Origin of the sequence: Micromonospora sp. WMMD1274 (assembly GCF_049179035.1) — a bacterium.
Taxonomy (GTDB): domain Bacteria; phylum Actinomycetota; class Actinomycetes; order Mycobacteriales; family Micromonosporaceae; genus Micromonospora; species Micromonospora tulbaghiae.
The window spans coordinates 6702744-6727942 of sequence record NZ_JBMHMG010000001.1 but is presented as its reverse complement, the minus strand read 5'-3'; the positions used below and the strand labels follow the sequence as shown (position 1 = coordinate 6727942).

Here is a 25199-nt window from a genome sequence, read left to right as displayed (position 1 = left end):
GATAATCCCCGGAGCGGGGGCCGGCGTCAAGGGCGGGTGCCTCCCGGGCCGCCGACGTACAGCGCGTCGAGGAACCGGTGCACGAACGCCCGGAACTCGCGCCGCTCCCGCGCGCCCGAGCCGGTCCCGGCGGCCAGCGCCACCACGTGCCCGTGCACCGCCCAGACCAGGGAACGCACCGTCACGTGCGGGGTCGGCTCGGTCAGCGCGCCGGCCCCGGCCGCGGCCACCAGCAGCTCCTCGACCAGCCCGTACAGCGGCGCGGCGTAACGGCGGTCCAGCTCGCCGTGCCGCTGCGGCTCTAGCCAGCGGCGCAGCCACAGCGCCGTCGTCTCCGGCCGGTCCTCCAGGAAGTCGACGAACACGTCCACCAGGTCGTGCAGCGCCCGCAGCGCGTCGGGCGGCCCGGCCGACAGGGCCGCCCGGGCGCGTTCCCCGGCCGCCTCGATGACCTCCCGCTCGGCGCTGAACACCCGGGCGAAGCAGGCGTCGTAGAGCTGCGCCTTGGTGCCGGTGTGGTGCACGACGGTGGCCGCGTCCACGCCCGCGGCGGCGGCGACGTCGCGGACGCTCACCGCGTCGAAGCCCCGTTCGGCGAACAACGCGGTCGCGGCGGCGAGCACCAGGTCACGGGTCGGCCGCTGGTCGTCGCGGCGGGGCCGGCCCGGCCGGCGGCGAGGCATGGTCATCCGGCCATTGTTCCCCCTACAATCCAGCAACCGTTGGATTGGGGGCGGCGTGCCCCGAGGACAGGAGACCGCCATGACCGGGCTGGATCAGCGCTCCGACGCGGTCACCCTGCCGCGCGGCCCGCTCGTCGGGTTCGCCACCGGCTCGCTCGGCATGGGCGTCTGGGTCACCGTGCCCGGGCTGCTGCTGCTCTACTTCCTGACCGACGTGCTGGCGGTCGCGCCGTGGCTGGCCGGGCTCACCCTGCTGCTGCCGAAGATCGCCGACGTGCTGCTGCACCCGTGGATCGGGCACCGCTGCGACGTCGAGCAGGCCCGCCGGGGCCACCGCCGCCGGCTGCTGCTGGCCGGATGCGTGCTGCCGCTGGCGTTCGCCGCGCTGTTCGCGGTGCCCGGCGACCTCACCGGCGCCGCCGCCGCGGGCTGGGTGGCGGTGTTCTTCGTCGCCGGCAACCTGCTGTTCGCCGCGTACCAGGTGCCCTACCTGGCGACCCCGGCGGACCTGCGGATCGGCTACCACGAGCGGACCCGGCTGATGGCGTTCCGGATGGTGGTGCTGACGCTCGGCATCCTGGTCTCCGGGCTGCTCGCGCCGCTGCTGGCCGGTGGCGACGACGCCACCCGCGACGGTTACCTGCGGATGGGCGTCGTGCTGGCGGCCGGCATGCTCGCCGCGATGCTCGTCGGCGTCGCCGGGATCGGCCGGTTGCGCCGCACCGCCGCCGACACGGCCCCGCCGCACGGCCCGGGCGGGTGGCGGGCGCTGGCGGCGAGCCTGCGCGACCGGCAGTTCCGCTGGCTGGTCGGCGCGTACCTGGCCATGTCCACCACCACCCACCTGGTGCTGGCCGGTGTGCCCTACTACGCCGAGTACGAACTGGGCCGCCCCGGGCTCACCACCGTGCTGGTGGCCGCGTTCGTCGCGCCCGCGCTGCTGGTCACCCCCGGCTGGCTGGCGGTGGCACGGCGGATCGGCAAGCAACGAGCCCTGCTCGCCGGGCAGGTCGCGTTCGCCGCCGGGTCGCTGGTGCTGGCGGTCGGCCGTCCCGCCGGGCTGCCGGTGCTGGTCGCCGCCGTGGCGGTGCTCGGGGTGGCGTTCGCCGGCATGCAACTGCTGCCGTTCTCGATGCTGCCCGACGTGATCCGCGCGGCCGGCGGCACCGAGCGGGCCGGCACGTACACCGGGGTGTGGACCGCCACCGAGGCCACCGGCGCCGCGCTGGGCCCCTACGCGTACGCGCTGTGCCTCGCCGCCGGCGGGTTCGTGGCCTCGACCGCCGGGCAGAGCGTGACCCAGTCCCCGGCCGCGCTCGACGCGCTGCGCTACGGCTTCGGGCTGCTGCCCGCCGCCGTGATGGTGGTCGCGGTGCTGCTGCAACGCCGCTACACCCTCGACGGCGCGGCCCGGGCCGACGCCGCCGGATAGACTTCGCCCCCGATGGACGCCGAGCCCGCCACCGACATCCGCCCCTGCGCCCACTGCGGACGCGACGTGCCGCAACGCGCCGGCGCGGGCCGTCCGTTCCGCTACTGCCGGGACAACGACGGCGCCTGCCAGCGGGCCGCCCGCAACTCGCGGATGCGCCACCGCAACTCCCCCGGCCTGCCCGGGCAGGTGGCCCGCACCTGGGAGGCGGTGGACCGGCTCGACCAGATCGTGGAGACGCTCACCGAGGCGCTGCACGCCGAACTGTCACCGGCCGGTGTGGAACGGCAGCTCGCCGAGCTGCGCGCGGAGACGTCCGCGCAGGTCGCGGCGGCGCACGCCGAACGCGACGAGGCCCGCCGCGAGGCCGAGGACGCCACCGCGGCGGCGGCCCGCGAGCGGCAGCAGGCCCGCGCCGCGTACGCCGAACGCGACGCCGCCGCCGAGGACGCCGAGCGGGCACAGGCCACCGCGTCCGCCGCCGCCGAACGGGCCACCGCCGCCGAGGACGCCCGCGACGCCGCACGCGCCGAGGCGGGCGCCGCGCAGGCGCTGCGGGTGCAGGCCGAACGCGACCGCGACGCCGCGCGGCACGAACTGCGCACGGTACGCACCGAACGCGACGCCGAACGCCGCCGGGCGGCCGAGCTGACCGCCGAACGGGACACCGCCCGGGCCGACGCCGAGCGGGCCACCCGCTCCGCCACCGAGGCCCTGGACCGGGCCGAACAGTCCCGCGCCGACGCCGACCGGGCGCGCGCCGAGGCGCAGGACGCCCAGGGCCGGGCCGCCGAGGCGGAACGCGCGGCCCGGGTCGCGACCGAGCAGGCCGACGCGCAGGCGGCCGCCGCCCGGCAGGCTCGGGCCGAGCGGGACCGCGCCGACGCGGCACGTGTCGACACCGAGGCGGCACTGGAGCGCGTGCGCGCCGAGGCTGCCGCTTCGGTCGAGCGGGCCCGTGCGGACGTGGCCGCCGCGGTGGAGCAGGCTGCCGCTCGTACCGCCGAACGGGACGCGCTGGCCGCGGAGCTGGCCGACGCGCGGCGGGCCGTGAGCGCCGCGGAGGCCCGGGCAACCGACCTGGCCGCGCGGACGGCGGTGATCGAGGCCGACCGGGACGCCGCGCAGCGCCGCGCCGGGCAGCTCGCCGACCAGGTCAGCGATCTGGCGACGGCGCTGGCGCGGCTGGGCACGCGGACCGGCTGAGGCGGCCACGGGCTGGGAACGGGGCAGCGCCACACCCCGGCCGGCGGCGAGGATCGGGGCATGGGAAAGACATACGAGCGCATCGACGGCCGACTGCGGGACTTCATCGAGGCGCAGCCGATGTTCTTCGTCGCCACCGCCCCGCTGTCCGGTGACGGCACCGTCAACCTCTCCCCGAAAGGGCTGCGCGGATGCCTGGCGGTGCTCGACGAGCACACGGTGGCATACCTCGACTTCGCCGGCAGCAACGCCGAGACCATCGCCCACCTGCGGGAGAACGGCCGGGTCACGCTGATGTGGTGCGCGTTCGCGGGCCCGCCCAACATCGTGCGGGTGCACGGGCGCGGCGAGCCGGTGTTCCGCGACGATCCGCGCTGGCCCGGCCTGCTGACCCACTTCCCCGACATCGACCCGGGTCCGCACGGGCTGCGGGCGGTCATCGTGGTGCACGCCGAGCTGATCCGCGACACCTGCGGCTACGCGGTGCCGTTCATGACCTACGACGCCGACCGCGACCTGCACGAGCGGCGGTTCGCCCGGGAGGACGACGCGTCGCTGAGCGCGTACTTCGCGGGCAAGGACCACGTGGCCACGAGCATCGACGGGCTGCCCGGCCTGCCGTTGCCGCTGCCGCCCACGCCGGCGGTGTGAGCGCGGTCAGTGGATGCCGGCCATCAGGTGCCGGATCTGGCGGGTGAACATCACCGCGGCCAGGCCCAGCACCACCGAGGCCAGCCCGAAGGTCAGGAAGTACACCGGCTGGGACCAGGTGTCGGCCAGCCGGGCCACCTGGCCGCCGATGGCGTCGCCGACGGCGGTGGCGAGGAACCACAGGCCCAGCATCTGGCTGGCGTACTTGACCGGGGCGAGTTTCGTGGTGGCCGACAGGCCGACCGGGCTCAGCGACAGCTCACCGGCGACCTGGATCGCGTACACCGCGACGAGCCACAGCGGTGAGACCAGGTCGCCGCCGACGGCGGCCTGCGCGGCGGCGGCCATCAGCACGAACGACAGGCCGTTGAGCACCAGGCCGACGGCGAACTTCGTGGGCGTGGACACCCGGTGCCCGAGTTTGAGCCACAGCGCGGCGGCCAGCGGTGCGCCGATGATGATGAGGATCGGGTTCACCGACTGCAGCCAAGACGCCGGGAACGTGAACCCGCCCAGCGAGCGGTCGGTCCGGTCGGCGGCGAAAATGTTCAGCACCGACCCGGCCTGGTCGTAGATGAGCCAGAACGAGGCGGCGAACAGGAACAGCCACACGTACGCCTTCATCCGGCTGCGTTCGGTGCCGCTGATCTCCCGGTCGGTGAGGATCCGCGCGAAGTAGCCGACAGTCACCAGCACCGTCACCACGGTCAGCAGGTTGACCACCGTGTCGACGGTGAACCAGCCGGCCACCAGCAGCACCAGCAGGACGGCGAGCAGCACGACGGTCGCCACGCCGATGCGGGTCAGTGCCCGCCGCCGGTCGGCGCCGAGCAGCGGGTCCGCCGGGCGGGCGCCCGCGTCGCCGAGGTTGCGCCGGCCCAGCACGTACTGGAGCACGCCGAAGGTCATGCCGACCGCGGCCGCGCCGAACCCCAGATGCCAGTTGATCCTCTCACCGAGGAATCCGGTGATCAGCGGCGCGATGAACGCGCCCAGGTTGATGCCCATGTAGAAGATCGAGAACCCGGCGTCGCGCCGGGGTGAGTCGCGCTCGTACAGGTCACCGACCATGGTGGAGATGTTCGGTTTGAGCAGGCCGGTGCCGAGCACGATCAACGCCATGCCGGCGAACACGCTCCACCCGGTGGGGATCGCCATCACGTAGTGGCCGGCGGCGATCACCACGCCGCCCCACAGCACGCTGCGCCGCGCGCCGATCAGCCGGTCGGCGACCCAGCCGCCGGGCAACGCCATCAGGTAGACCATCGCGTTGTACGTGCCGTACACGGCGTTCGCGCTGGACTCGCCGAGGTCCAGCCCGCCGTCGGCGACCGCCGCGGTCAGGTACAGCACGAGGATCGCCCGCATGCCGTAGAAGCTGAACCGCTCCCACATCTCGGTGAGGAAGAGCGTGGACAGCGCGCGCGGGTGACCGAAGAAGGTCTTCCCGGCTGGCGGTCGGGCCCCGACCGGCGCGTCACTGCTCATCGTCACCTCCGGCACGCAAACAGGTGGGTAACATCCCCGTTGACAGGCGAAACACTCCACCGATTCGGCCCGGCCGGGGACGACCCCGCCGGGCAGCTGTCATGGCCGGTTACCCTTGACACTCCCGACCCGCGTACGGCCCTGCCGCCGTGGGCCGGGGAATGGGCGAGCGGTGACCGGTCGTTACACCTGAAGACCAGCACCACGAACGAGGGGAAGTCGATCATGGGCGAGCGCATGCTGCGCGGTAGCCGGCTGGGCGCGGTCAGCTACGAATCCGACCGCAACACGGAGCTCGCGCCGCGCCAGACCCGCGAGTACCTCTGCGCCAAGGGCCACCAGTTCGAGGTGCCGTTCGCCGTCGACGCCGAGGTCCCGACGACCTGGGAGTGCAAGTTCGACGGCAGCGTCGCCCGCCTGGTCGACGGCACCGAGCCGGAGCAGAAGAAGGCCAAGCCGCCGCGTACCCACTGGGACATGCTGCTGGAGCGGCGTTCGATCGCCGAGCTGGAGGACATCCTCGCCGAGCGGCTCCAGGAGGTCCGGACCCGCCGCGGTCGTGCCTGACCGTCCGTAAAGCGCCGAAACGCCCCCGGGATCACCCGGGGGCGTTTCCGTTGCCCGGACCGGGAAGGGCCGGCCGCCACTTCGGGGAGGTCGCCGTATCCGGGCAACGGTGATGCCACCATTCCCCCGACCCGGTGTTGATCACGAACCGGGTAGAGCAGCGCCGCTTCATCCGCCGTTCGTGGTCGGCCACCAGTTCGGGGAGCTGGGTGTATCCGGGCGTCGATGATGCCACCGCTTCGCCGAGCTGGTGTTGATCACGAGGTCGGGCGGGTGAGGGTGAGGGCGGGGCTCGCCCTGGCGCCTGATCCGCGTGCCAGATCGATGTCGGCCCGCCATTTCGAGGAGGTAGCGGTAACGCGCGTGCCTTGATGCCGCCACTTCCCCGAAGTGGTGTCCGATCATGGGGCGGGCGGGGAGGCCGTGGGCGGCTTATCCCGCGCGCGTCGCGTCCATTCGCCCCGCCCGGCCGGTGAATGGGCACCACCTCGGGGATGTGGGTGTGTCCGGGCCGCCGTGATGCCACCACCTCGCCGAGCTGGCGTCGATCACGCGAGCAGGCCACCCGGCACGGGCTCGCCGTGCCTAATCAGGCGCCGGGCCGCCAGTTCGGGGAGGTGGTGGGGTCGGGCGCGGTTTGATGCCGCCACCTCGGCGAAGTGGAGTTGATCAAGCCGATGGCGCGGCGGGCGGGCGTCAGCGGTCGACGATCTCGCCCTCGATGGCCTTGCCCGGGTCGGTGACCGGCTGCGGCGAGGGAGCAGGACCAGGCGACGGTGCGGGCTCCGGGGCCGGCTGCGGCGCACCCCGGTACACGCGTACCCGGCGCGGCCCGAACAGGTCACCGGCGACCATCGACGACACCCGCCGCTCGGTCGCCCGGCGCACCCCGCCACCGGCCAGCCGGCGCAGCGGCGGCACCAGCAACAGCAGGCCCACCACGCCGCTGACCAGGCCCGGCATCGCCAGCAGCAGCGCACCCAGCAGACCGACCAGCCCGTCGGTCACCTCCGGCCCCGGCGGACGGCCCGCCTGGGCGGCGGCCCGGAAACTCCGCCACGCCCGCATGCCCTCGCGGCGCAGCAGCACCAGACCCAGCAGGGACGCCCCGAACACCAGCAGCACTGCCGCGCCGAACCCGACGGCCCGGCCGACCAGCACGAAAACGGTCAGCTCCAGCAGCGCGAGCAGCAGCAGGGCCGGTGGTACGTACTTCAGTCCTCGGCGCATCTCACCTCATCAGCCCGGGGTCATCACGCCCCTCAAGCATGACACGCCCTCGCTCAAGGCCAGCGCGCGAGCGCATCCGGGCGGGCGGACACGGTCGACAGGCGGTCCCGCACCCCCCAGCGGGTGACCCGCCACAGCGCCTCGGCCACGATCAGCGGGCTCATCTTGCTGTCGCCGTGTTCCCGCTCGGCGAACGTGATCGGCACCTCCACGATCCGCACCCCGGCGCGGTGCGCCAGCCGCGACAGCTCCACCTGGAACGCGTACCCCTGGGAACGCACCGAGTCCAGGTCGATCGCGTCCAGCGCGCTCGACCGGTACACCCGGTACCCGCCGGTGGCGTCGCTGACCGGCATGCGCAGCGCCAGCCGCGCGTACAGGTTGCCCACCCGGGACAGCAGCAGCCGCCGCCACGGCCAGTTCAGCACCCGCGCCCCGCGGGTCCACCGGGAGCCGATCACCACGTCGGCGTCGCGGGCGGCGTGCAGCAGCGCCGGCAGGTCCTCCGGGGCGTGCGAGCCGTCGGCGTCCATCTCCACCACCGCGTCGTAGCCGTGGGCGCGGGCCCAGGCGAAACCGGCCAGGTAGGCCGCGCCGAGCCCTTCCTTGCCCTCCCGGTGCAGCACGTGCACCCGCGGGTCGTTCCCGGCGAGCGTGTCGGCGATCGCGCCGGTGCCGTCGGGGCTGTTGTCGTCGGCGACGAGCACGTCCACCGCCGGCGCCGCCGCGCGTACCCGGGCGACGATGCGCCCGACGTTGTCGGCCTCGTTGTAGGTGGGGATGACCACCAGGACCCGCCCCACCCCGGGATGGCCGACCGTCCGCCTGCCGGCTGCCACGCCCACCGTCGCACCGCCTCCCGCTCGTCGGCTCAGCCGGGAGCGACCTCCCGGCGGCGGCGCAGCACGGCCGCGCCGGCCAGGGCCGCGACCGCCAGCGCCGTCAGCGCCACCTCCGGCCACGCCCCGGCCGTGGTCGCCGGGGTACGCCCGTCGCCGAGTTCCATCTGCCGCACCACCACCGCGGCGGTGTTGAACCCGGTCGCACCGTCTACCCGCCCGTCCGGGGAAACGAACCCGGACACCCCGACCGTGGAGGCCATCAGCGCGGCCCGGCCGTGCTCCACCGCCCGCAGCCGCACCATGGCCAGCTGCTGGCGGGCCTCGGCCACGTCGAACGTGGCGTTGTTCGTCTGCACCACCAGCAGCTGCGCGCCGCCGGTGACGGTGTCCCGGACGATGCCGTCGTAGGCGACCTCGAAGCAGATCACGTCGCCGAGGACCGCCGGGCCGGTGTCCAGCACGCCGGGACGGTCACCGGGCACGAAATCGGACCGGACCCGGTCGACCTGGGAGCTGATCTTGCGGGCGACGGAGCGCAGCGGCACGTACTCGGCGAACGGCACGGGATGCCGTTTCGTGTACACCTGGTCCAGGTCGGCCCCGGTGCCCGGCCGCCACAGCAGCCCCGCGTTGCGCACCTGCCCCGGCCCGGGCCCGACCAGCACCGCGCCGACCAGGATCGGCGCGCCGATCGCGTCGGCGGCCTGGGAGATCCGCTCCCCCGCGCCCGGGTTGCGCAGCGGGTCGATGTCGCTGGAGTTCTCCGGCCACACCACCACGTCGGGCCGCTCCTGGCCGCCCTCGGCGACCCGCCGCGCCAGGTCCAGCGTCGCGTCGACGTGGTTGTTCAGCACCGCCTGCCGCTGGGCGTTGAAGTCCAGCCCGAGCCGGGGCACGTTGCCCTGCACGATCGCGACGGTGACGGTGTCACCCGCGCCGCGTACCCCGGTCGGCACGGCCGTGCCCGCGGCGAGCAGCGCCACCAGCGCGGCGGTGAGCCCGGCGACGGGCCGCCACTGCCCGGGCGCGCGCCGCCAGTCCCGCCACGCGGCGGTGACCAGCAGCCCGCCGGCGACCGCGACGGCGAACGTGACCAGCGGGGCGCCGCCGAGCGCGGCCAGCTTCAGCAGCGGCGACGTGTCCTGGCTGAACGCCAGCCGCCCCCACGGGAACCCGCCGAACGGGGTGCGGTCACGCAGCGTCTCCTGCCCCACCCACAGCACGCCGGTGAGCAGCGGCCACGCCGCCCGGTGCCGGTCGGCGAGCGGCGACACCCAGGCGGTGGCGGCGCCCAGCAGCGCCAGGTAGACGGCCTGGAGCAGCGACAGCAGCGCCCACGGCAGGTAGCCGGTGTGCAGGTTCGTCCACTCCAGCAGCGGCGCGAACAACGCCAGCCCGGTCAGGAAGCCCAGCCCGGCCCCGGCGCGCAGCCGCCGCCGGTGCACGGCGGCGGCCAGCAACGCCACGCCGACCGGCGCCAGCGGCCACCACCCGTACGGCGGGAAAGCCAGCAGCAGCGCCACCCCGGCGAGCACGGCGGCCGGCACGGCCAGCGTCAGCGGCAGGGGACGCGCGCCGCCGTCGCCGGGTGCCCCGTCGGTGGCACGCGGCTGTTCCCGGTCCAGCGTCGTCACCGGCTTCTCCCCACGATCACGGGCCGAAGGCTACCCGCCCGTACCGGTCGTCGGCCCGCGCCCCTGCGCCGCCGATCGGACAACAGCGCCCCGGCGGGCGGAGCCCGCTGCCATGCTCGGCAGCATGAGCGCTGAGCGGGGACGAGGTCGCATCCTGCCGACCGCGCCCGGCTTCCGCGTCACCCGGGTCGAGTTGTTCTACGACCTCGTCTTCGTGTTCGCGTTCCTGAACGTCACCAACGTGCTCTCCGAAACCCTGAGCGGCAGGTCGTTGCTGGCCGGGCTGGTGTTGCTGTTGCTGCTGTGGTGGTGCTGGGTGTCCTTCGCCGCCCTGGGCAACGTCGTCCGTACCGACCAGGGGGTGATGCCGCTCGTCGGCGCGGTGACGGTGGCGGCCCTGTTCGTCCTGACCCTGGCCATGCCGGCGGCGTTCGCCGACGGGCCGGCGCAGCGGCAGTCCGGGCCACCCGCCGCGGTCCTGTTCGCCTGCTGCTATCTCGTCATCCGGGCGGCCCAGGTGCTGGTGTTCCTCAGCCGCAGCAGCCATCGCGGACGGACCGCCGTGCGCCTCGGCCTGCCGCCGCTGATCAGCGTGGCGTTGATTCTCGCCACCGCGGCCCTGCCCGAGTCGCCCCGGCAGACCTGGGCGACGTGGCTGCCGCTGGCGTTGTGGCTGGCCGCGCTCTGCATCGAGTACACCTCCGGGGGCCTCGCCCCCAGCGCCGGGCTGACAGTCGTGTCCGCCGCCCACTGGGCGGAGCGGTACGCCCTGATCCTGCTCATCGCGCTCGGCGAGTCGATCATTTCGCTCGGGCTGGGGCCGAAGCTGAGCGCCGGCCTGCCGGCCACGTGGCCGGTGATCGTGGCGTCGGTGCTCGGCGTCACCATCATCGCGGCGCTGTGGTGGCTGTACTTCGACAGCCTGGCGCCCGCGCTGGAGCAGCGCCTGCATCGCACCCGCGACGTGCGCGCGCGGGCAGCCCTCGCCCGCGACGCCTACGCCTACCTGCATCTGCCGCTGATCACCGGGATCATCCTGTTCGCCCTCGGCCTCAAGCGTTACCTCGCTGTCATCTCCCACCCGCACGGTGATCCCTGGCGGGCACACGCCGCCGCTCTGGACAACCGGGTGCTGTTCGCCGGGCTGGTCATCTACGTGTCGGGGCTGCTGGCACTGGGGGTGCGCGCGACGCACCGGATCTCGGCGGTACCCACCGCCGTGGTGGTCGCGATGGCTGTGGGACTGCCATGGGCCGGCCGGCTGCCGGCGGTGGCCGCGCTGGCGATTGTGGCGGTGGCCGGCGTCTCGATGGTCCTGCTGGGCCTACGGTCGACCGACCCGTGGCGAAGTCAGGTGCGCCGGACCGCGTTGGACGAGCAGGTCGCCGCCGAACAGGAGCAGTCCGAATGGCGCCGGCACCATCTGTGACCGGCGGGTGGGGAGTGTGGGCATCACCGGCGACAGGCGACAATCGGGCGCATGCGGTTCGGTGTGCTCGGCGCGACCCAGGCGTACGCGGCCGACGGCAGCGTGCTGCCCGTCGCCGGCGGGCGGCTGCGCGCGCTGCTGGTGCTGCTGCTGCTCGACGCCGACCGCACCGTGGCGCCGCAGCGCCTCGTCGACGGCGTGTACGGCGACCGGCCACCCGAGCAGGCCGCGAACGCGCTGCAGTCGCAGGTGTCGCGGCTGCGGCGGCTGCTGCCGGACGCGCACATCGAGTTCGGTCCGGCCGGCTACCGGCTGGCCGTGGACCCGCAGCGCGTCGACGTGCACCGCTTCACCGGCCTGGCGGCGGCCGGGCGGGCGGCGCTCACCGCCGGTGATCCGGCCGGCGCGGTGGTGCTGCTGCGCGACGCGCTCGGCCTGTGGCGCGGCGAACCCCTCGCGGACGTGACCGGCGCGCCGTTCGCCGACGCCGAGGCGGCCCGGCTGCGGGACGCGCGGCTGGCCGCGGTCGAGGACCGCGTCGAGGCGGAGCTGGCGCTGGCGCCGGCCGGCGCGCCGCTGATCGCCGAGCTGCGGGACCTGGTGGCGGCGCATCCGCTGCGGGAACGGCTGCACGGGCTGCTGATGCGGGCCCTGCACGGAGCCGGCCGCCGCGCCGAGGCGCTTGCCGTCTACGCCGACGCCCGCCGGGTGCTGGCCGAGGAACTGGGCACCGACCCGTCGGCGGAGCTGGTCGCGCTGCACACGGCGCTGCTGCGTGACGACGCCGTCCCGCCCGCCCGGCTGCCCAGCCCGCTCACCAGCTTCGTCGGCCGGGAACCGGAACTGCGGCGGGTCCACGACCTGCTCGGCGCGGCGCGGCTGGTCACCCTGCACGGCCCGGGCGGCGCCGGCAAGACCCGGCTGGCCACCACCGTCGCGTCCGGCCACGACGGGCCGGTGTGCCTGGTGGAGCTGGCCGCCGTGGCGGCCGGGGCGCCGGTCGCGCCGGCCGTGCTGGCCGCGCTGGACCTGCGCGACGCCGGCCTGCGCACACCCGGCGGCCCGGCCGACCTCACCGACCGGCTGGTCGCCGCGCTGGCCGACCGGCGGCTGCTGCTGGTGCTGGACAACTGCGAGCACGTCGTCGACGACGCGGCCCGGCTGACCGGCCGGCTGCTCGCCGCCGCGCCCGGGTTGCGGGTGCTCGCCACCAGCCGGGAACCGCTGGGCCTCACCGGCGAGGCGCTGTGCCCGGTCGGTGGGCTGCCCGCCCCGGACGGGCCCGCCACGCCGCAGACGGCAGCCGCGTACCCGGCGGTGCGGCTGTTCACCGACCGGGCCGCCGACGTGTCGCCCGGGTTCGCCCTCGACGCCGCCACCACCCCGGCGGTGCTGCGGATCTGCCGTACCCTCGACGGGCTGCCGCTGGCCCTGGAGCTGGCCGCGGCGCGGCTGCGGGCCCTGCCGGTGACGCAGGTCGCGGCGCGTCTGGACGACCGGTTCCGGCTGCTGCGCCGCGGTGACCGCACCGCGGCGCCCCGGCACCGCACGCTGGAGGCGGTCGTGGGGTGGAGCTGGGACCTGCTCGACGCCCCGGAGCGGCGCCTGGCCGCCCGGATGAGCGTGTTCGCCGGCGCCGCCGACCTGGCCGCGGTGCAGGCGGTGTGCGCGCCGGACGCCGAGGACGTCGTGGACGTGCTCACCGGCCTGGTGGACAAGTCGCTGGTGGAGGCCACCGGCGGGCGCTACCGGATGCTGGAGACGATCCGCGAGTTCGCGGCGGCCCGGCTCGCCGAGCACGGCGAGACCGGACGGGTGCGGGACGCGCACGCCGCGTACTTCCTGGATCTGGCGCTGGCCGGCGACGCGGGCCTGCGCGGCGGCGGCCAGGACCGGTGGCTGCGCCGCCTCGACGCCGCGCGCGACGACCTGCACGCGGCACTGCGGCACGCGGACACCGCCACCGGGTTGCGGCTGGTCGCGGCGCTGGCGTTCTACTGGTGGCTGCGGGGCCTGCGCGGGGAGGGCGCGGCGCTGGCCCGGCGGCTGGTCGACCGGCTCGACGGCCCGCCCGGCGACCTGGCCGAGGAGTACGCGCTGGGCCTGCTGGTCGCCACGCTCGCCGGCGGCGGCGAGCGCAGCGAGGTGGACACCGCGTCGCGGATCCTGTGGACCCTGGCCCGGCCGCCCCGGCATCCGTTCCTGCTGTACCTGTCCGGCATGGCCAGCGGCCCCCCGTCACCGCAGGACGCGGCGGCGCTGCACGAGCAGGCCGTCCAGGACCGGCTGCTCGGCACCGACCCGTGGAGCCGGGCGCTGGGCCTGCTGGGCACGGCGATGGTCAGCCTGCTGCACGCCCGTCACGAGCAGGCCCGCGCCGAGCTGGACGCCGCGCTGGCCGGCTTCCGGGCCCTCGAAGACCGCTGGGGCATGATCGTGACGCTGTCCACCCGCGCCGAGGCCGCCTACCGCACCGGTGACGTCGCGTCGGCGGCCGCGCCGATGGCGGAGGCGCTGGACCTGGCCGAACAGCTCGGCTCCACCCTGGACCTGGCGGAGCTGCTGCGTACCCGCGCCGACGGGCGGCTGGTCGCCGGTGACCTGGCCGGCGCGGCCGAGGACTACCGGCGGGTGCGGCGCATCGCCGGGCCGGCCGGCGCGCCGGAGCTGGTCGCCGCCGCGCATCTGGGGCTCGGCGAGATCGCCCGCCGCGACGGCGACCCGCAGCGGGCGCGGGCGCTGTGCGAACTGGCGGTCGCGCAGTGCCCGTCGGGCTGGTTCGGCGCCGAGGTGGTGCGACTGGCGGCGCTGGTGACGCTCGGGCAGCTCGCCGACGCCGCCGGCGACCCGGCGACCGCCCGCGCGCACTACCGGCAGGTCGTCACCGCCGACGCCGGGGTGTGGGACGCGCCGGTGGTGGCCGCGGCAGCCGACGGGCTGGCCGGACCGCTGCTGCGCGACGGCGACCCCGAGTCGGCGGCCCGCCTGCTGGGCGCGGCGGCGGCGCTGCTGTCCGGCACCGGCGCGGCCGACGCCCCGGCCGGCACACCGACCGCCGCCACGCTGCGGGAACGCCTGGGCCAGGCGGCGTTCGCCACCGCGTACGCCGGCGGCGCGAACCTGCCCCGGCAGCGGGCGCTGGCGCTGCTCGACGGCCGCTGACCGGCCCGTCGCCGCCCGGTGCGCGCGCGGTACGCGCCCGGTCAGCGCCACCGGTGACGCTGACACCCATGACCGACGACACGACGGCCGTGCTGGCCGACGGGATCCGAAAAACGTACGGCCGCACCACCGCCCTGGACGGCTTCGACCTGGCCGTGCCGGCCGGCACCGTGTACGGGGTGCTCGGCCCCAACGGGGCGGGCAAGACCACCGCGGTGCGGATCCTCACCACGCTGCTGCGTTTCGACGCCGGCCGGGCCAGGGTGGCCGGGTACGACGTCGCCTCCGACCCGGACCGGGTCCGCGCCGCGATCAGCCTGACCGGCCAGTACGCGGCCGTCGACGAGGTGCTCAGCGGACGGCAGAACCTGGTGCTGTTCGGCCGGCTGCGCCGCCTGTCCGCGCGCCGGGCCCGCCGCCGCGCCGAGGAACTGCTGGACCGGTTCGGCCTGACCGAGGCCGCCGACCGGTCGGCCGGCACCTACTCCGGTGGGATGCGCCGCCGCCTGGACCTGGCGGCCAGCCTGGTGGTGCCGCCGCGGGTGCTGTTCCTCGACGAGCCGACCACCGGCCTGGACCCGCGCAGCCGCAACGGCCTGTGGACGGCGGTGCGGGAACTGGTCGACGACGGCACCACCGTGCTGCTGACCACCCAGTACCTGCAGGAGGCCGACCACCTCGCCGACCGGGTCTGCGTCATCGACACCGGCCGGGTCGTGGCCGAGGGCACCCCGGAGCGGCTGAAGGCCCGCATCGGCGCCGACCGGCTGGAACTGGTGGTCCACGACGCGGCGGACGTGCCCGCGGCGGCAGCCGTCGTGGAACGCGCCACCGGCGCGACCGCGACGGTGGACACCGACCTGCGGCGTGTGGACGCGCCGGTGGCCGACCGGATCGCGGTGCTCACCGCCGTGCTGCGGGCCCTCGACGACGCCGGGATCGCCGTGGAGGACGTCCTGGTCCGCCGGCCCACGCTCGACGAGGCGTTCCTGCGGCTCACCGGCGCCCACGCCGACACGCAGCGGGTGGGGGTGGCGTCGTGAGGGCCCTGACCGACGGATGGCTGATGGCCGGACGGAACATGCGGCACGTGGTCCGCGCACCGGAGGAGATCATCCTCTACTTCAGCCTGCCGATCATGTTCGTGCTGGTGTTCGGCTACGTGTTCGGCAGCGGCATGTCCGTGCCGGGCGACGGCAGCTACCGGGAGTTCCTGCTGCCGGGCGTGTTCGTCATGACGATGCTCTACGGCCTCGGCGCGACCGCGTCGGCGATCGCGGTGGACGCCGGCCGGGGTGTGGTGGACCGGTTCCGGTCACTGCCGATGGCCCGCTCGGCGCTGCTGTCCGGCCGCGCCGGCGCCGATCTGGTACGGGCGTGCCTGGAGATGACCACGCTGGTGGTGTGCGGGCTGCTGGTGGGCTGGCAGTGGCGCGAGGGCGTCGGCCCGGCGCTGGCGGCGGTGGCGCTGATCCTGCTGCTGCGCGTCGCGATGACCTGGGTGGGCATCCTGTTCGGGCTGCTCGTGCCGAACCCGGACACGGTCGCGGTGGTGGTGTTCCCGCTGGCGTTCCCGCTGACCGCCCTGTCCAACGTGTTCGTCGCGCCGGAGCTGATGCCGGACTGGCTGGGCGCGATCGCCGCGTGGAACCCGCTGTCGGCCACCGTGGCGGCGGCCCGGGACCTGTTCGGCAACCCGGGCCTGGGCGGGGACTCGTGGCCGGCCCGGCACGCGCTGGAACTGGCTGTCGCCTGGCCGCTGGCGCTGATCGCGGTGGCCGCGCCGGCGGCGGTGCGCCGCTACCGGCGGCTGGGCCGCTGAGAGGGCTCGGCCGCTGACACGGCGAACATCGGGGGGATGAAATCGGGGCGCGGCCGAAGCCGCGCCCCGATGCTCCCAGGCCCTTCCCGGCCGGTGGGGCGAAGACGATCAGCGCCGACCTTCGGACCGACCCGACGTGGACTGGCTGCCCCCGCCTGGCCGTTGTCTACTGGCCGTGCCTCTCACCCTGCCCGTACACCGGTAACCGCGACCGGTTCGCGCCGCCCCGCCGACCCCCGCCCGCTGGACCTGGCCGCCGCAACCTTCCGGTCGCTCGGCCAGCGGACGAAGGGACGAAGCGAACAACAGCCGCTTCCCGTGGTAGGACTCAAAGACGGTACGGCGTAGACCCCCGCCGCTGTCAACCCACCCGGGCCTGTCGTGTGTTGCGACACGGCGTGTCGCGTCGGCGCGTCTCGATTCCTGAGCGCGGTTCAGGCGCTCAGGTGGTGCCGCAGCATCGCCGCCGCCGCACCCGGATGGTCGCCGGCGAGCAGCCCCGCGGCGGCCAGCACGTAGTCCACGTCGACGACCGGCCGGGCCGCCCGCGGCAACGCCCACCCGCCCGCGTGATCGGTCAGCACCGCGTCGAGCACCGCCGCCGCGTCGCCCGGCTCGGCGTGCCGCAGCACCCCACCGGAACCGACGAGCAGCTTCACCTCCCGCAGGTCCCGCCCGGCCCGCTCCCCCGTCGCCGCGCCCCGCGCGTGCCGCCGCAACGCCACGGTCGCCGCCAGCGCCGCGATGCGCCGGTCCACGACCCGCTCGCCGTCACCGGCGGGCAGGAACCCCGGATCGGCCGCCCGGACCGCCGCCGCGGCCGCCAGATCCGCCTCCTCGGCCGGGTCGAGCAGCCGCTCCTCGACCGCGGCGCGCACCACACCCGGCGCGCTCCACCGCATGCCCAGGTCACCCTCGACGGTGCGCGCCCGCCACAGCGTCCCGGCGACCTCCTGACTCGGCCCACTGTCCCGCTCGTCGGGCGTGAGCACCGAGTACACGTCGGTGGTGGCCCCACCCACGTCCACCACTGCGAGGTCACCGCCGAGCGTGCCGGCGAGAACCTCCACGCCGGTGAGCACCGCGTCCGGGGTGGCGGCGCGGACCAGCCGCGCGAACCGGGCACCCCGGGACAGCTTCTTGCCGCCGATGACGTGCCGCAGGAACACCTCCCGGATCGCCGCCCGCGCCGACGCCGGCTCCAGCACCCCGATGCGGGGCAGCACGTTGTCCGCTGCCGTCACCGGCACCCCCGCGCCCGCCAGCAGCGCGTGCAGGTCGTCGCGCACGTCGGCGTTGCCGGCGAGGACCACCGGCACCCGGAACCGGGCCTTCGCCAGCCGCGTCGCGTTGTGCGTCACCGTGTCCGCGTCGCCGCCGTCGGTGCCGCCCACCAGCAGCACCACGTCCGGGCGGGCCGCCCGCAACGCCGCCACGTCCGCCCCGGACAGCCGCCCCGCCGCCACGTGCACCACGTTCGCGCCCGCCGACAGACCGACCCGCCGGCCCGCCTGAGCGGTGACGAGGGGCTCGTAACCCACCACCGCCAGGCGCAGCCCACCACCGGCCGACGAACACACGTACCAGGGCACCTCAGCGACCCCGGCCGACGCGGTGGCCGCACCGACAGCGGCGTCCAGGCCGTGGAGGACGTCAGTGCCCACGGTGGTGGGCGCGGACGCCGCGGCGACCAGCCGGCCGCCGTCGAGGTCCACCACCGCCGCCTTCGTGTACGTCGACCCGACGTCGGCGCAGACGACGGCGCGCAACATCGGCTCGCTCACGGGGACGGTGGTACGACCACAGTGCCGGTCGCGGTGACCGCCACGATCGGCTCGTCGAGCACCTCGGCGGCCGACTCGCCCTTGTCCGGACGGCCCCGGCACACCACAGTGGCGGCGAAGTCGATGGTGCGGCTGCGGGTGCCCACCCGGGTCACCGTCGCGGTCACCTCCAGCACGTCACCGGCCTTCATCGGCGCCCGGAACTGCACATCGGCGTACGAGGCGAACAACCCCTCGTCGCCGTCGGTGCGGATGCACACCTCGGTGGCCACGTCACCGAACAACCCCAGCGCGTACGCCCCGTCGACCAGGTTGCCCGCGTAGTGGGCGTGGGAGTACGGCACGTACCGGCGGTGGACGACTGTGAGACCGACACGCGGATCGCTCATGGGGTGTTCGCCTTCCTGGAGGTGATCAAAGCGTGGACGAGGTAACTGGCGACCTCACCCGGAGTGGTGCCACGGCCGAAGATCCGGTCCACGCCCAGTTCGCCGGTCATCGTCTCGTCGAACCGCGGCCCGCCGACGATCAGCAGCGGCCGGCGCCCGGCCGGCATCGCCTCCCGGAACGCCGCGGACATCTCCCGCGTGTTGTGCAGGTGCGCGTCGCGCTGCGTCACCACCTGCGACACCAGCACCGCGTCGGCGCGTTCCCGCCGGGCCGCCTCGACCAGCTCCGGCACACTGACCTGCGCGCCCAGGTTCGTGACCTTCAGCTCCCGGTAGTACTCCAGGCCCTTCTCACCGGCGATGCCCTTGACGTTGAGGATCGCGTCGATGCCGACGGTGTGCGCGTCCGTGCCGATGCACGCGCCCACCACCGACAGCTTGCGGCGCAGCTGCCGCTTCACCACCGCGTTGACCTCCTTGGCCGACAGCAGCGGATAGTCACGCTCCACCACCTGCACCTTCGCCAGGTCCACCAGGTGGTTCACCCGCCCGTACACCACGAAGAACGTGAACCCGTCACCGATCGGCTTGGCGTGCACCAGCATCGCCGGGTCCATGCCCATCTTGTTTGCCAGCTGCACCGCCGCGCCCTCGGCCCGCTTGTCGTGCGGCACCGGCAACGTGAACGACACCTGCACCATGCCGTCACCGGTGGTGTCCCCGTACGGCCGCACGACCGTCTTCTCACTCATGAGGGTTGCTCCAGGATCTCCGTGGCCGGGTTGTAGTAGTCCGCCTCGTGCCGCGCCACCCCGGACAGGCCCTTGCCCCGGTCCGCCGGCCGCTTCATGATCCCGAACGTGCCCTCGGCGATCGCCGTCAGCAACGACTGGTCCCCGATACGCTCCAGCAGATCCACCGCCTCACCGAGCACCCGGTGCGCCCGCTGCTGGATGAACCCGCCCGGCGCCGGCACGAAGTCCTCGTGCAACCCGCCCGCCGCACCCAGCACGTACCGCACGTTCTGCAGGGCGATGTCCCGGTCCGACAGCCACGGCGTCACCACCGCCTCGGTCATCATCCCCACCAGCAGGATCCCCTGCCCGGTCATCGTGCCCACCAGGTTGAAGAACCCGTCCAGCAGGTTTCCCCGGAACACGTCACCGGTCATGTGCTTCGTCGGCGGCATCCACTTCAACGGCGCGTCCGGGAACAACTCCCGCGCCAGCAACGCGTGCGCCAGCTCCAACCGCAACGACTCCGGCACATCCGGGTTGATCTCGAACGCGTGCCCCAGCCCCAGCTGCCAGTCCGCCAGCCCCGCCTCGTGCGCGAAGAACTCGTTGAGCAGCTGCGACACCGTCACCGTGTGCGCCTCGTCCACCGCGTCAGCGGTGGTCAGGTAGTTGTCCTCACCGGTGTTGATGATGATCCCCGCCCGCGCGTGCACCTGACGCGAGAACCGCTGGTCCACGAACGTACGGATCGGGTTGATGTCGCGGAACAGGATCCCGTACATCGAGTCGTTGAGCATCATGTCCAGCCGCTCCAGGCCGGCCAACGTCGCCATCTCCGGCATGCACAGACCCGACGCGTAGTTCGTCAGCCGCACGTACCGGCCCAGCTCCCGCGACGTCTCGTCCAGCGCCGCCCGCATCAGCCGGAAGTTCTCCTGCGTCGCGTACGTGCCCGCGAACCCCTCCCGGGTCGCCCCCTCCGGCACGTAGTCCAGCAGCGACTGCCCCGTCGACCGGATCACCGCGATCACGTCCGCGCCGGCCCGCGCCGCCGCCTGCGCCTGCGGAATGTCCTCGTAGATGTCACCCGTCGCCACGATCAGGTAGATCCACGGCCGCCGCTCCGGATCCCCGAACCGCTTCACCAGCCGATCCCGCTCCGCGCGCCGCCGATCGATGCCGCGGATCCCCGCCGCCACCGCCTTACGCGACGCCCGCCGCGCAGCCGTCGCCGCCTTCCCCGACGGCTGCGCGAACCGCACCGACCCGGCCGCCGCCTTCTGCGCCAGCAACGTCACATCCGCGATGCCCTCACGCGCCAGCGCGTCGAACACCGGCGCCGCCACCCCGTGCCCCAGACCCACGTCCGCGACCACCGCGTCCACGAGCCGGTTCACCCACGGAATACCGTCCGGGTCCGCGCCGGTCACCCCGGCCAGCCGCAGCACCGCCCGCTCCACCGACACCGTGGTGTGGCTGCGCGCCAGATCCACCACCGGCTGCCCGGCCCGGCGCGCCAACTCCCGCGCCCGCGCCACCAGCGCCGGATCCAGCCCAAGCTTCCCTGTCACGAAGACCCTTCCTCATAGATCACGTCACCGCGCAACACGGTGGCCCGGCACACCGGCAGCGGCGTCGGATCGTCCGCCCCCCGCAACTCCGGATCCTCGGCCAGCACCACCGGCAGCCCCCGCTCCACACCCGCCGGGGTGTCCCACACCGCGAACGTCGCCGGCGCCCCCAACGCCAGCACACCCTCGTTGTCCAGATGCACCGCCCGCCACCCGCCGCGGGTGTGCGCGGCGAACGCCGCCCGCACACTCATCCGCTGCGCCGGGTTGTGGTGCGCCGCCGCCGCCCGCACCGACCCCCACGGATCCAACGGGGTCACCGGCGAATCCGACCCGAACGCCAACGCCACACCGACCCCGTGCATCGCACCCATCGGATTCGACTCCAACGACCGGGCCAACCCCAGCCGCGACTCGTACATCCGGCCCGCGCCACCCCACAACCGGTCGAACGCCGGCTGCATCGACGCCACGATCCCGTACTCCACGAACCCGGCGATCAGCGCCTTGCTCATGATCTCCGCGTGCTCCACCCGGTGCCGGGCCGCCCGCAACCGGTCCACACCCAGCGACCGCGCCGCCAGACCAAAGCCCTCCAGCACCGTCCCGATCGCCGCGTCCCCGATCGCGTGGAACCCGCCCTGCAACCCGTGCGCCGCGCAGTCCAGCAGATGATCACGCACCTGCTCCGCCGACACGTACCCGTGCCCGCACGCCCCCGCCTCACCGTCCAGGTACGCCGCCGACACGTGGGCCGTCCGCGACCCCAGCGCCCCGTCCGCGAACAGGTCACCACCCGCGCCCACCGCACCCAGCTCCCGGGCCTTCGCCGCACCCAGCAGCTCACCCCAGTACCCGTACACCTCCGGCACCCCGGCCCCCGAGATCGCCAGCAGCCCGGTGAAGTCCTCCTCGTCGGAGATGTCCGGACCACCGCACTCGTGCACCGCCGCGACACCCAGCGACGCCGCGTGCTCCAGCGCCCGCCGCTGCGCCGCCACCCGCTGCGCCCGCGACACCGACGCGAACGCCGCCGCCCGCACCACATGATGCGCGTCGCGCCGCAACCACCCCGACGCCTCGTACCCGGCCGCCGACACCACCTCCGGGCACGCCGCCAGCAACGCCGCCGACACCAGCGCCGAATGGATCGACGCCTGCGACAGATACACCCGCCGCCCACCGGCCGCCCGATCCAGCGCCGCCGCGTCCGGCAACGCCCGATCCGCCCAGCCCGACTCGTCCCAGCCGTGCCCCAGCACCACCGCGTCACCCGGCAGGCCCGCCGCGAACGCCGACACCGCCTCCAGCAGCCCACCCGCCGACCGCACCGCCGACAGATCCAGCCCCGACAACGCCAACCCGGTATCCGTCGCGTGCACGTGCGCGTCCACGAACGCCGGCGTCACCAGCGCACCGCCCAGCTCCACCACCCGGTCCGCCCGCGGCGCGTCCGCATCAGTACCCAACCAGGCGATCCGCCCGTCCCGCACCAGCAGCGCCGTCGCGCTCGGGTCCGCCGGACAGTGCAGCACTCCACCGCGATACAGCGTCGAGGGGTTCGTCATGGCCTCAGTCTGCCGCCAGACGCGCCTCGAACAGACCGCGCACCCCCGGCTCGGCCCGCAACAGATCCAACGCCAGCGCCGCGTGCCCCGGCACGTACCCGTTGCCCACCAGCATCGTCACGTCCGCCGCCAGGCCCTCCGCGCCCAGCGCCGCCGCCGCGAAGCTCGTCGCCATCGAGAAGAAGATCACCGTACCGCCGTCCGCCGTGGCCAGCACCGCGCCGTGCTCACACCCCGGCACGTCCACGCACACCACTGTCACGTCCGCCGGCACACCCAGCGCCGTCGTCACCGCCGTCGACAAGCCCACCGGATCCCGCGCGTCGGCCAGCGCCACCACGTCGGCCAGCCCGGCCGCCGTCAGCGCGTCCCGCTCCGACGCCACCGGAACCACCCCGACGGTACGGGCGGCGCCCGCCCGCCGCGCCGCCGCGAGCGACAACGACCCGCTCTTGCCGGCCCCGCCGATCACCGCCACCGACACCGGACGCGGATCACCCTCACGCGAGCGCCGCGCCACCTGCTCGGCCACCACCCGCGCCGTCAACGCCGGCGCCCCGCACACGTCCAGCACCGCCAGGGACAACTCGGGGTGCAGGTCCGGCGGCAGCACCGCCGCGATCGACCGGGCGAACAGGATCGCGTACCCGTCGCACGGCACCTGCTCGCTGCGCCCGTCCCAGCGGGCCAGCCCGTCGAGGATCGTCAGCGGCGTCAGCGTCAGCGACACGAGCGTCGCCACCCGGTCACCCGCCTTCAGCCCCAGCGGCGACCGGCGGCCCGCCTCCTCGACGGTGCCGATCAGCATGCCGCCCGAACCGGTCACCGGGTTCTGCATCTTCCCCCGGGTCGACACGATCTCCAGCACCTCGGCGCGGACCTTCTCCCCGTCGCCGCCGTGCTTCTCCGCCAGCTGCCGGAAACTCGCCGCGTCCAGGTTCAGCCGCTCGACCCGGATCCGCACCTCGTTCGCCGCGATCCGCGGGTCCGGGTCCAACCGCCAGGCCGCCTGCGGGAGCACCCCCGCCGGTTCCACGACTCGGTGCAGACCCACCGGTGACGTCACGCCGACCCCCTATGTCCAGCCGCCCGAACCCCCGGCCAGGGGTCGCGTCGCGGGAAAACTTACGGCAGACTAATTTCTTCACCGCAGATTTTCCAGTAGCCTTCGCAACCGTTGATCAACCCGCACACTGACGAGGAGGGGCCGTGACCCAGACCCAACCGGTGGAGACCATCCCGACGCCCCGCCACGCGCCGGCCACCGTCCCGGCCGCCGGACAGCCCTACGAATACCGCCGCGCGCCCCTCGTCGAACCCGACTGGACCCGCTTCCCCGGCTGGCGCCACATCACCCGCGACCAGTGGGAGAGCGCCCAGTGGCAGCGGGTCAACTGCGTCAAGAACATCAAGCAGCTGCGCGCCGTCCTCGGCGACACCGTCGACGAGACCTTCTACGCCGACCTGGAGGCCGACCAGAAGGCCCTGGCCACCATGTCCATGCTGGTGCCGCCGCAGATGCTCAACACCATGGTGCCGCATCAGACGATGAGCACCGAGGCGCTGCTCGCCGACCCGATCCGCCGCTACATGATCCCGGTCGCCTCCGACCGGCGCACCGACTGGCCGTCCCACCCGTACGCCAGCCGCGACAGCCTCCACGAACACGACATGTGGGTCGCCGAGGGCCTCACCCACCGCTACCCCACCAAGGTCCTCGCCGAGCTGCTCTCCACCTGCCCGCAGTACTGCGGCCACTGCACCCGAATGGACCTCGTCGGCAACTCCACCCCCGCCGTCGACAAGCTCAAGCTCACCCTCAAGCCGGTCGACCGCTACGACGCCCACATCACGTACCTCAAGGCCCACCCCGGCGTACGCGACGTGGTCGTCTCCGGCGGCGACGTCGCCAACGTGCCGTGGCGCAACCTCGAGTCGTACCTGATGCGCCTGCTGGAGATCGAGACGATCCGCGACATCCGGCTCGCCACCAAGGCGCTCATGGGCCTGCCCCAGCACTGGCTCCAGCCCGACGTGGTCGAGGGTCTCGAACGGGTCGCCCGCACCGCCGCCCGCCGCGGCGTCAACCTGGCCATCCACACCCACGTCAACCACGCCCAGTCGCTGACCCCGCTGGTCGCCAAGGCCGCCCAGACCGCGCTCGACGTCGGCGTACGCGACGTCCGCAACCAGGGCGTGCTCATGCGCGGCGTCAACGCCACCAGCGCCGACCTGCTCGACCTCTGCTTCGCGCTCCAGGGCGAGGCGGGCATCCTGCCGTACTACTTCTACATGTGCGACATGATCCCCAACGCCGAGCACTGGCGCGTTCCGGTCTGGCACGCCCAGCAGCTCCAGCACGACATCATGGGCTACCTGCCCGGCTACGCCACCCCGCGGATCGTCTGCGACGTGCCGTTCGTCGGCAAGCGCTGGGTGCACATGCTCACCGACTACGACCGTGAGCGCGGCATCTCCTACTGGACGAAGAACTACCGCACCTCGATCGAGTCGGCCGACCTGGAGGCGCTGAACAAGCGCTACGCCTACTACGACCCGATCGACACGCTGCCCGAGGCCGGCCAGGCCTGGTGGCTCGCCCACCGCGACGACTGACCCCGGACACCCGAACGGCGGGCCACCTCTGCGATGAGGTGGCCCGCCGTTCGCGTACTCACTTGTTGAAGGCGTCCTTGACGTCGCGGCCCGCCTGCTTGGCGTGCTCCCCGGCCTGCCGGGCGCGCGCCGTGCTCTGCTCGGAGGCACCCTCGGCCCGCAACCGTTCGTTGTCGGTCACGTCTCCGATGCGCTCCTTGGCCATGCCGCTCATCTCCTGGGCCTTGTTCTTCGCCTTGTCGGTGAAGCTCATGTCGCCCTCCCTCGTCCGGCTACGCCTTGCCCTTGTCGCGTGCCCGGTGACTGTCGGGTGAAACGCCGTTGACCGGTGCACATCGCGTAATGCGTCCTAGGACAATAGGTTGAAGGTTCGACGCCCGGCCGACGC

21 protein-coding genes are annotated in these 25199 nt (G+C 74.3%); 9 read left to right on the top strand and 12 right to left on the bottom strand.

Translation table 11 applies throughout. The features are described 5' to 3' along the window. Positions 1-26 precede the first annotated feature (26 nt). Positions 27-689, bottom strand: coding sequence for a TetR/AcrR family transcriptional regulator (locus ACN27D_RS31760; protein WP_244933351.1), 663 nt, complete (start codon positions 687-689; stop codon positions 27-29). A gap of 73 nt (positions 690-762) precedes the next feature. On the opposite strand from ACN27D_RS31760, the gene ACN27D_RS31755 reads away from it, so the two are divergent. The 3 genes from ACN27D_RS31755 to ACN27D_RS31745 are packed head-to-tail and all read left to right on the top strand — an operon-like array spanning position 763 to position 3972. After that, positions 763-2115 (top strand): MFS transporter, encoded by a 1353-nt coding sequence (locus tag ACN27D_RS31755; RefSeq protein WP_120569931.1) that lies wholly within the window; start codon positions 763-765, stop codon positions 2113-2115. Between the two features lie 12 nt (positions 2116-2127). After that, the gene (locus ACN27D_RS31750) at positions 2128-3321 is read left to right on the top strand and encodes a hypothetical protein (protein WP_421500751.1); all 1194 of its coding nucleotides are present in this window, start codon (positions 2128-2130) and stop codon (positions 3319-3321) included. A gap of 60 nt (positions 3322-3381) precedes the next feature. Further along, positions 3382-3972: a pyridoxamine 5'-phosphate oxidase family protein gene (locus tag ACN27D_RS31745; RefSeq protein WP_120569933.1), complete on the top strand. Its 591-nt coding sequence runs from the start codon at positions 3382-3384 to the stop codon at positions 3970-3972. A gap of 6 nt (positions 3973-3978) precedes the next feature. On the opposite strand, the gene ACN27D_RS31740 is transcribed toward ACN27D_RS31745, so the two are convergent. Next, positions 3979-5460 (bottom strand): peptide MFS transporter, encoded by a 1482-nt coding sequence (locus ACN27D_RS31740; RefSeq protein ID WP_357895313.1) that lies wholly within the window; start codon positions 5458-5460, stop codon positions 3979-3981. Positions 5461-5685: 225 nt separating this feature from the next. Here ACN27D_RS31740 and ACN27D_RS31735 point away from each other — a divergent pair, with 225 nt between their 5' ends. Continuing rightward, positions 5686-6027 carry an RNA polymerase-binding protein RbpA gene (locus tag ACN27D_RS31735; RefSeq protein WP_007070998.1) on the top strand — a complete coding sequence of 114 codons (342 nt, stop codon included), beginning with the start codon at positions 5686-5688 and terminating at the stop codon, positions 6025-6027. Positions 6028-6723: 696 nt separating this feature from the next. Here ACN27D_RS31735 and ACN27D_RS31730 read toward each other — a convergent pair. Genes ACN27D_RS31730 through lnt form a run of 3 tightly spaced genes read right to left on the bottom strand, consistent with a single transcriptional unit; the run spans position 6724 to position 9724 of the window. Then, the gene (locus tag ACN27D_RS31730; protein ID WP_357895316.1) at positions 6724-7257 is read right to left on the bottom strand and encodes an FxsA family protein; all 534 of its coding nucleotides are present in this window, start codon (positions 7255-7257) and stop codon (positions 6724-6726) included. A 53-nt stretch (positions 7258-7310) separates the two neighbouring features. Continuing rightward, positions 7311-8102, bottom strand: coding sequence for a polyprenol monophosphomannose synthase (locus ACN27D_RS31725; RefSeq protein ID WP_358176778.1), 792 nt, complete (start codon positions 8100-8102; stop codon positions 7311-7313). A gap of 26 nt (positions 8103-8128) precedes the next feature. Further along, positions 8129-9724: an apolipoprotein N-acyltransferase gene (gene lnt, locus ACN27D_RS31720; RefSeq protein ID WP_421501224.1), complete on the bottom strand. Its 1596-nt coding sequence runs from the start codon at positions 9722-9724 to the stop codon at positions 8129-8131. Positions 9725-9857: 133 nt separating this feature from the next. Here lnt and ACN27D_RS31715 point away from each other — a divergent pair, with 133 nt between their 5' ends. From ACN27D_RS31715 to ACN27D_RS31700, 4 genes are all read left to right on the top strand, one after another. Continuing rightward, positions 9858-11162 (top strand): low temperature requirement protein A, encoded by a 1305-nt coding sequence (locus ACN27D_RS31715; RefSeq protein WP_421500750.1) that lies wholly within the window; start codon positions 9858-9860, stop codon positions 11160-11162. A 51-nt stretch (positions 11163-11213) separates the two neighbouring features. After that, positions 11214-14324, top strand: coding sequence for an ATP-binding protein (locus ACN27D_RS31710; protein ID WP_421500749.1), 3111 nt, complete (start codon positions 11214-11216; stop codon positions 14322-14324). Positions 14325-14392: 68 nt separating this feature from the next. Beyond that, a complete protein-coding gene (locus tag ACN27D_RS31705; RefSeq protein ID WP_421500748.1) occupies positions 14393-15367 on the top strand; it encodes an ATP-binding cassette domain-containing protein in 975 nt (324 codons plus the stop codon). Then, on the top strand, positions 15364-16146 hold the full coding sequence (locus tag ACN27D_RS31700) for an ABC transporter permease (protein ID WP_421500747.1): 783 nt from the start codon (positions 15364-15366) through the stop codon (positions 16144-16146). Before ACN27D_RS31705 ends, ACN27D_RS31700 begins: the two co-directional genes overlap by 4 nt. Positions 16147-16580: 434 nt before the next feature. On the opposite strand, the gene ACN27D_RS31695 is transcribed toward ACN27D_RS31700, so the two are convergent. Genes ACN27D_RS31695 through ACN27D_RS31670 form a run of 6 tightly spaced genes read right to left on the bottom strand, consistent with a single transcriptional unit; the run spans position 16581 to position 23261 of the window. After that, positions 16581-17915, bottom strand: a complete 1335-nt coding sequence (locus ACN27D_RS31695; protein WP_421501223.1) for a glutamate mutase L — start codon at positions 17913-17915, stop codon at positions 16581-16583. Between the two features lie 11 nt (positions 17916-17926). Next, positions 17927-18319, bottom strand: a complete 393-nt coding sequence (locus tag ACN27D_RS31690) for a hotdog domain-containing protein (protein ID WP_120569941.1) — start codon at positions 18317-18319, stop codon at positions 17927-17929. Beyond that, positions 18316-19071 (bottom strand): OAM dimerization domain-containing protein, encoded by a 756-nt coding sequence (locus tag ACN27D_RS31685; protein ID WP_252452793.1) that lies wholly within the window; start codon positions 19069-19071, stop codon positions 18316-18318. Before ACN27D_RS31685 ends, ACN27D_RS31690 begins: the two co-directional genes overlap by 4 nt. After that, entirely contained in the window at positions 19068-20627 is a 1560-nt protein-coding gene (locus ACN27D_RS31680; protein ID WP_421500746.1) for a lysine 5,6-aminomutase subunit alpha, read from the bottom strand. Before ACN27D_RS31680 ends, ACN27D_RS31685 begins: the two co-directional genes overlap by 4 nt. Beyond that, entirely contained in the window at positions 20624-22195 is a 1572-nt protein-coding gene (locus tag ACN27D_RS31675; protein ID WP_350816547.1) for an amidohydrolase, read from the bottom strand. Before ACN27D_RS31675 ends, ACN27D_RS31680 begins: the two co-directional genes overlap by 4 nt. Positions 22196-22199: 4 nt before the next feature. Further along, positions 22200-23261, bottom strand: coding sequence for a zinc-binding alcohol dehydrogenase (locus ACN27D_RS31670; RefSeq protein ID WP_121684162.1), 1062 nt, complete (start codon positions 23259-23261; stop codon positions 22200-22202). Positions 23262-23404: 143 nt separating this feature from the next. On the opposite strand from ACN27D_RS31670, the gene ACN27D_RS31665 reads away from it, so the two are divergent. After that, on the top strand, positions 23405-24811 hold the full coding sequence (locus ACN27D_RS31665; RefSeq protein WP_120569946.1) for a KamA family radical SAM protein: 1407 nt from the start codon (positions 23405-23407) through the stop codon (positions 24809-24811). 58 nt (positions 24812-24869) lie between these two features. Here ACN27D_RS31665 and ACN27D_RS31660 read toward each other — a convergent pair whose 3' ends face one another. Further along, entirely contained in the window at positions 24870-25064 is a 195-nt protein-coding gene (locus ACN27D_RS31660) for a CsbD family protein (protein WP_073829538.1), read from the bottom strand. Positions 25065-25199 lie beyond the last annotated feature (135 nt).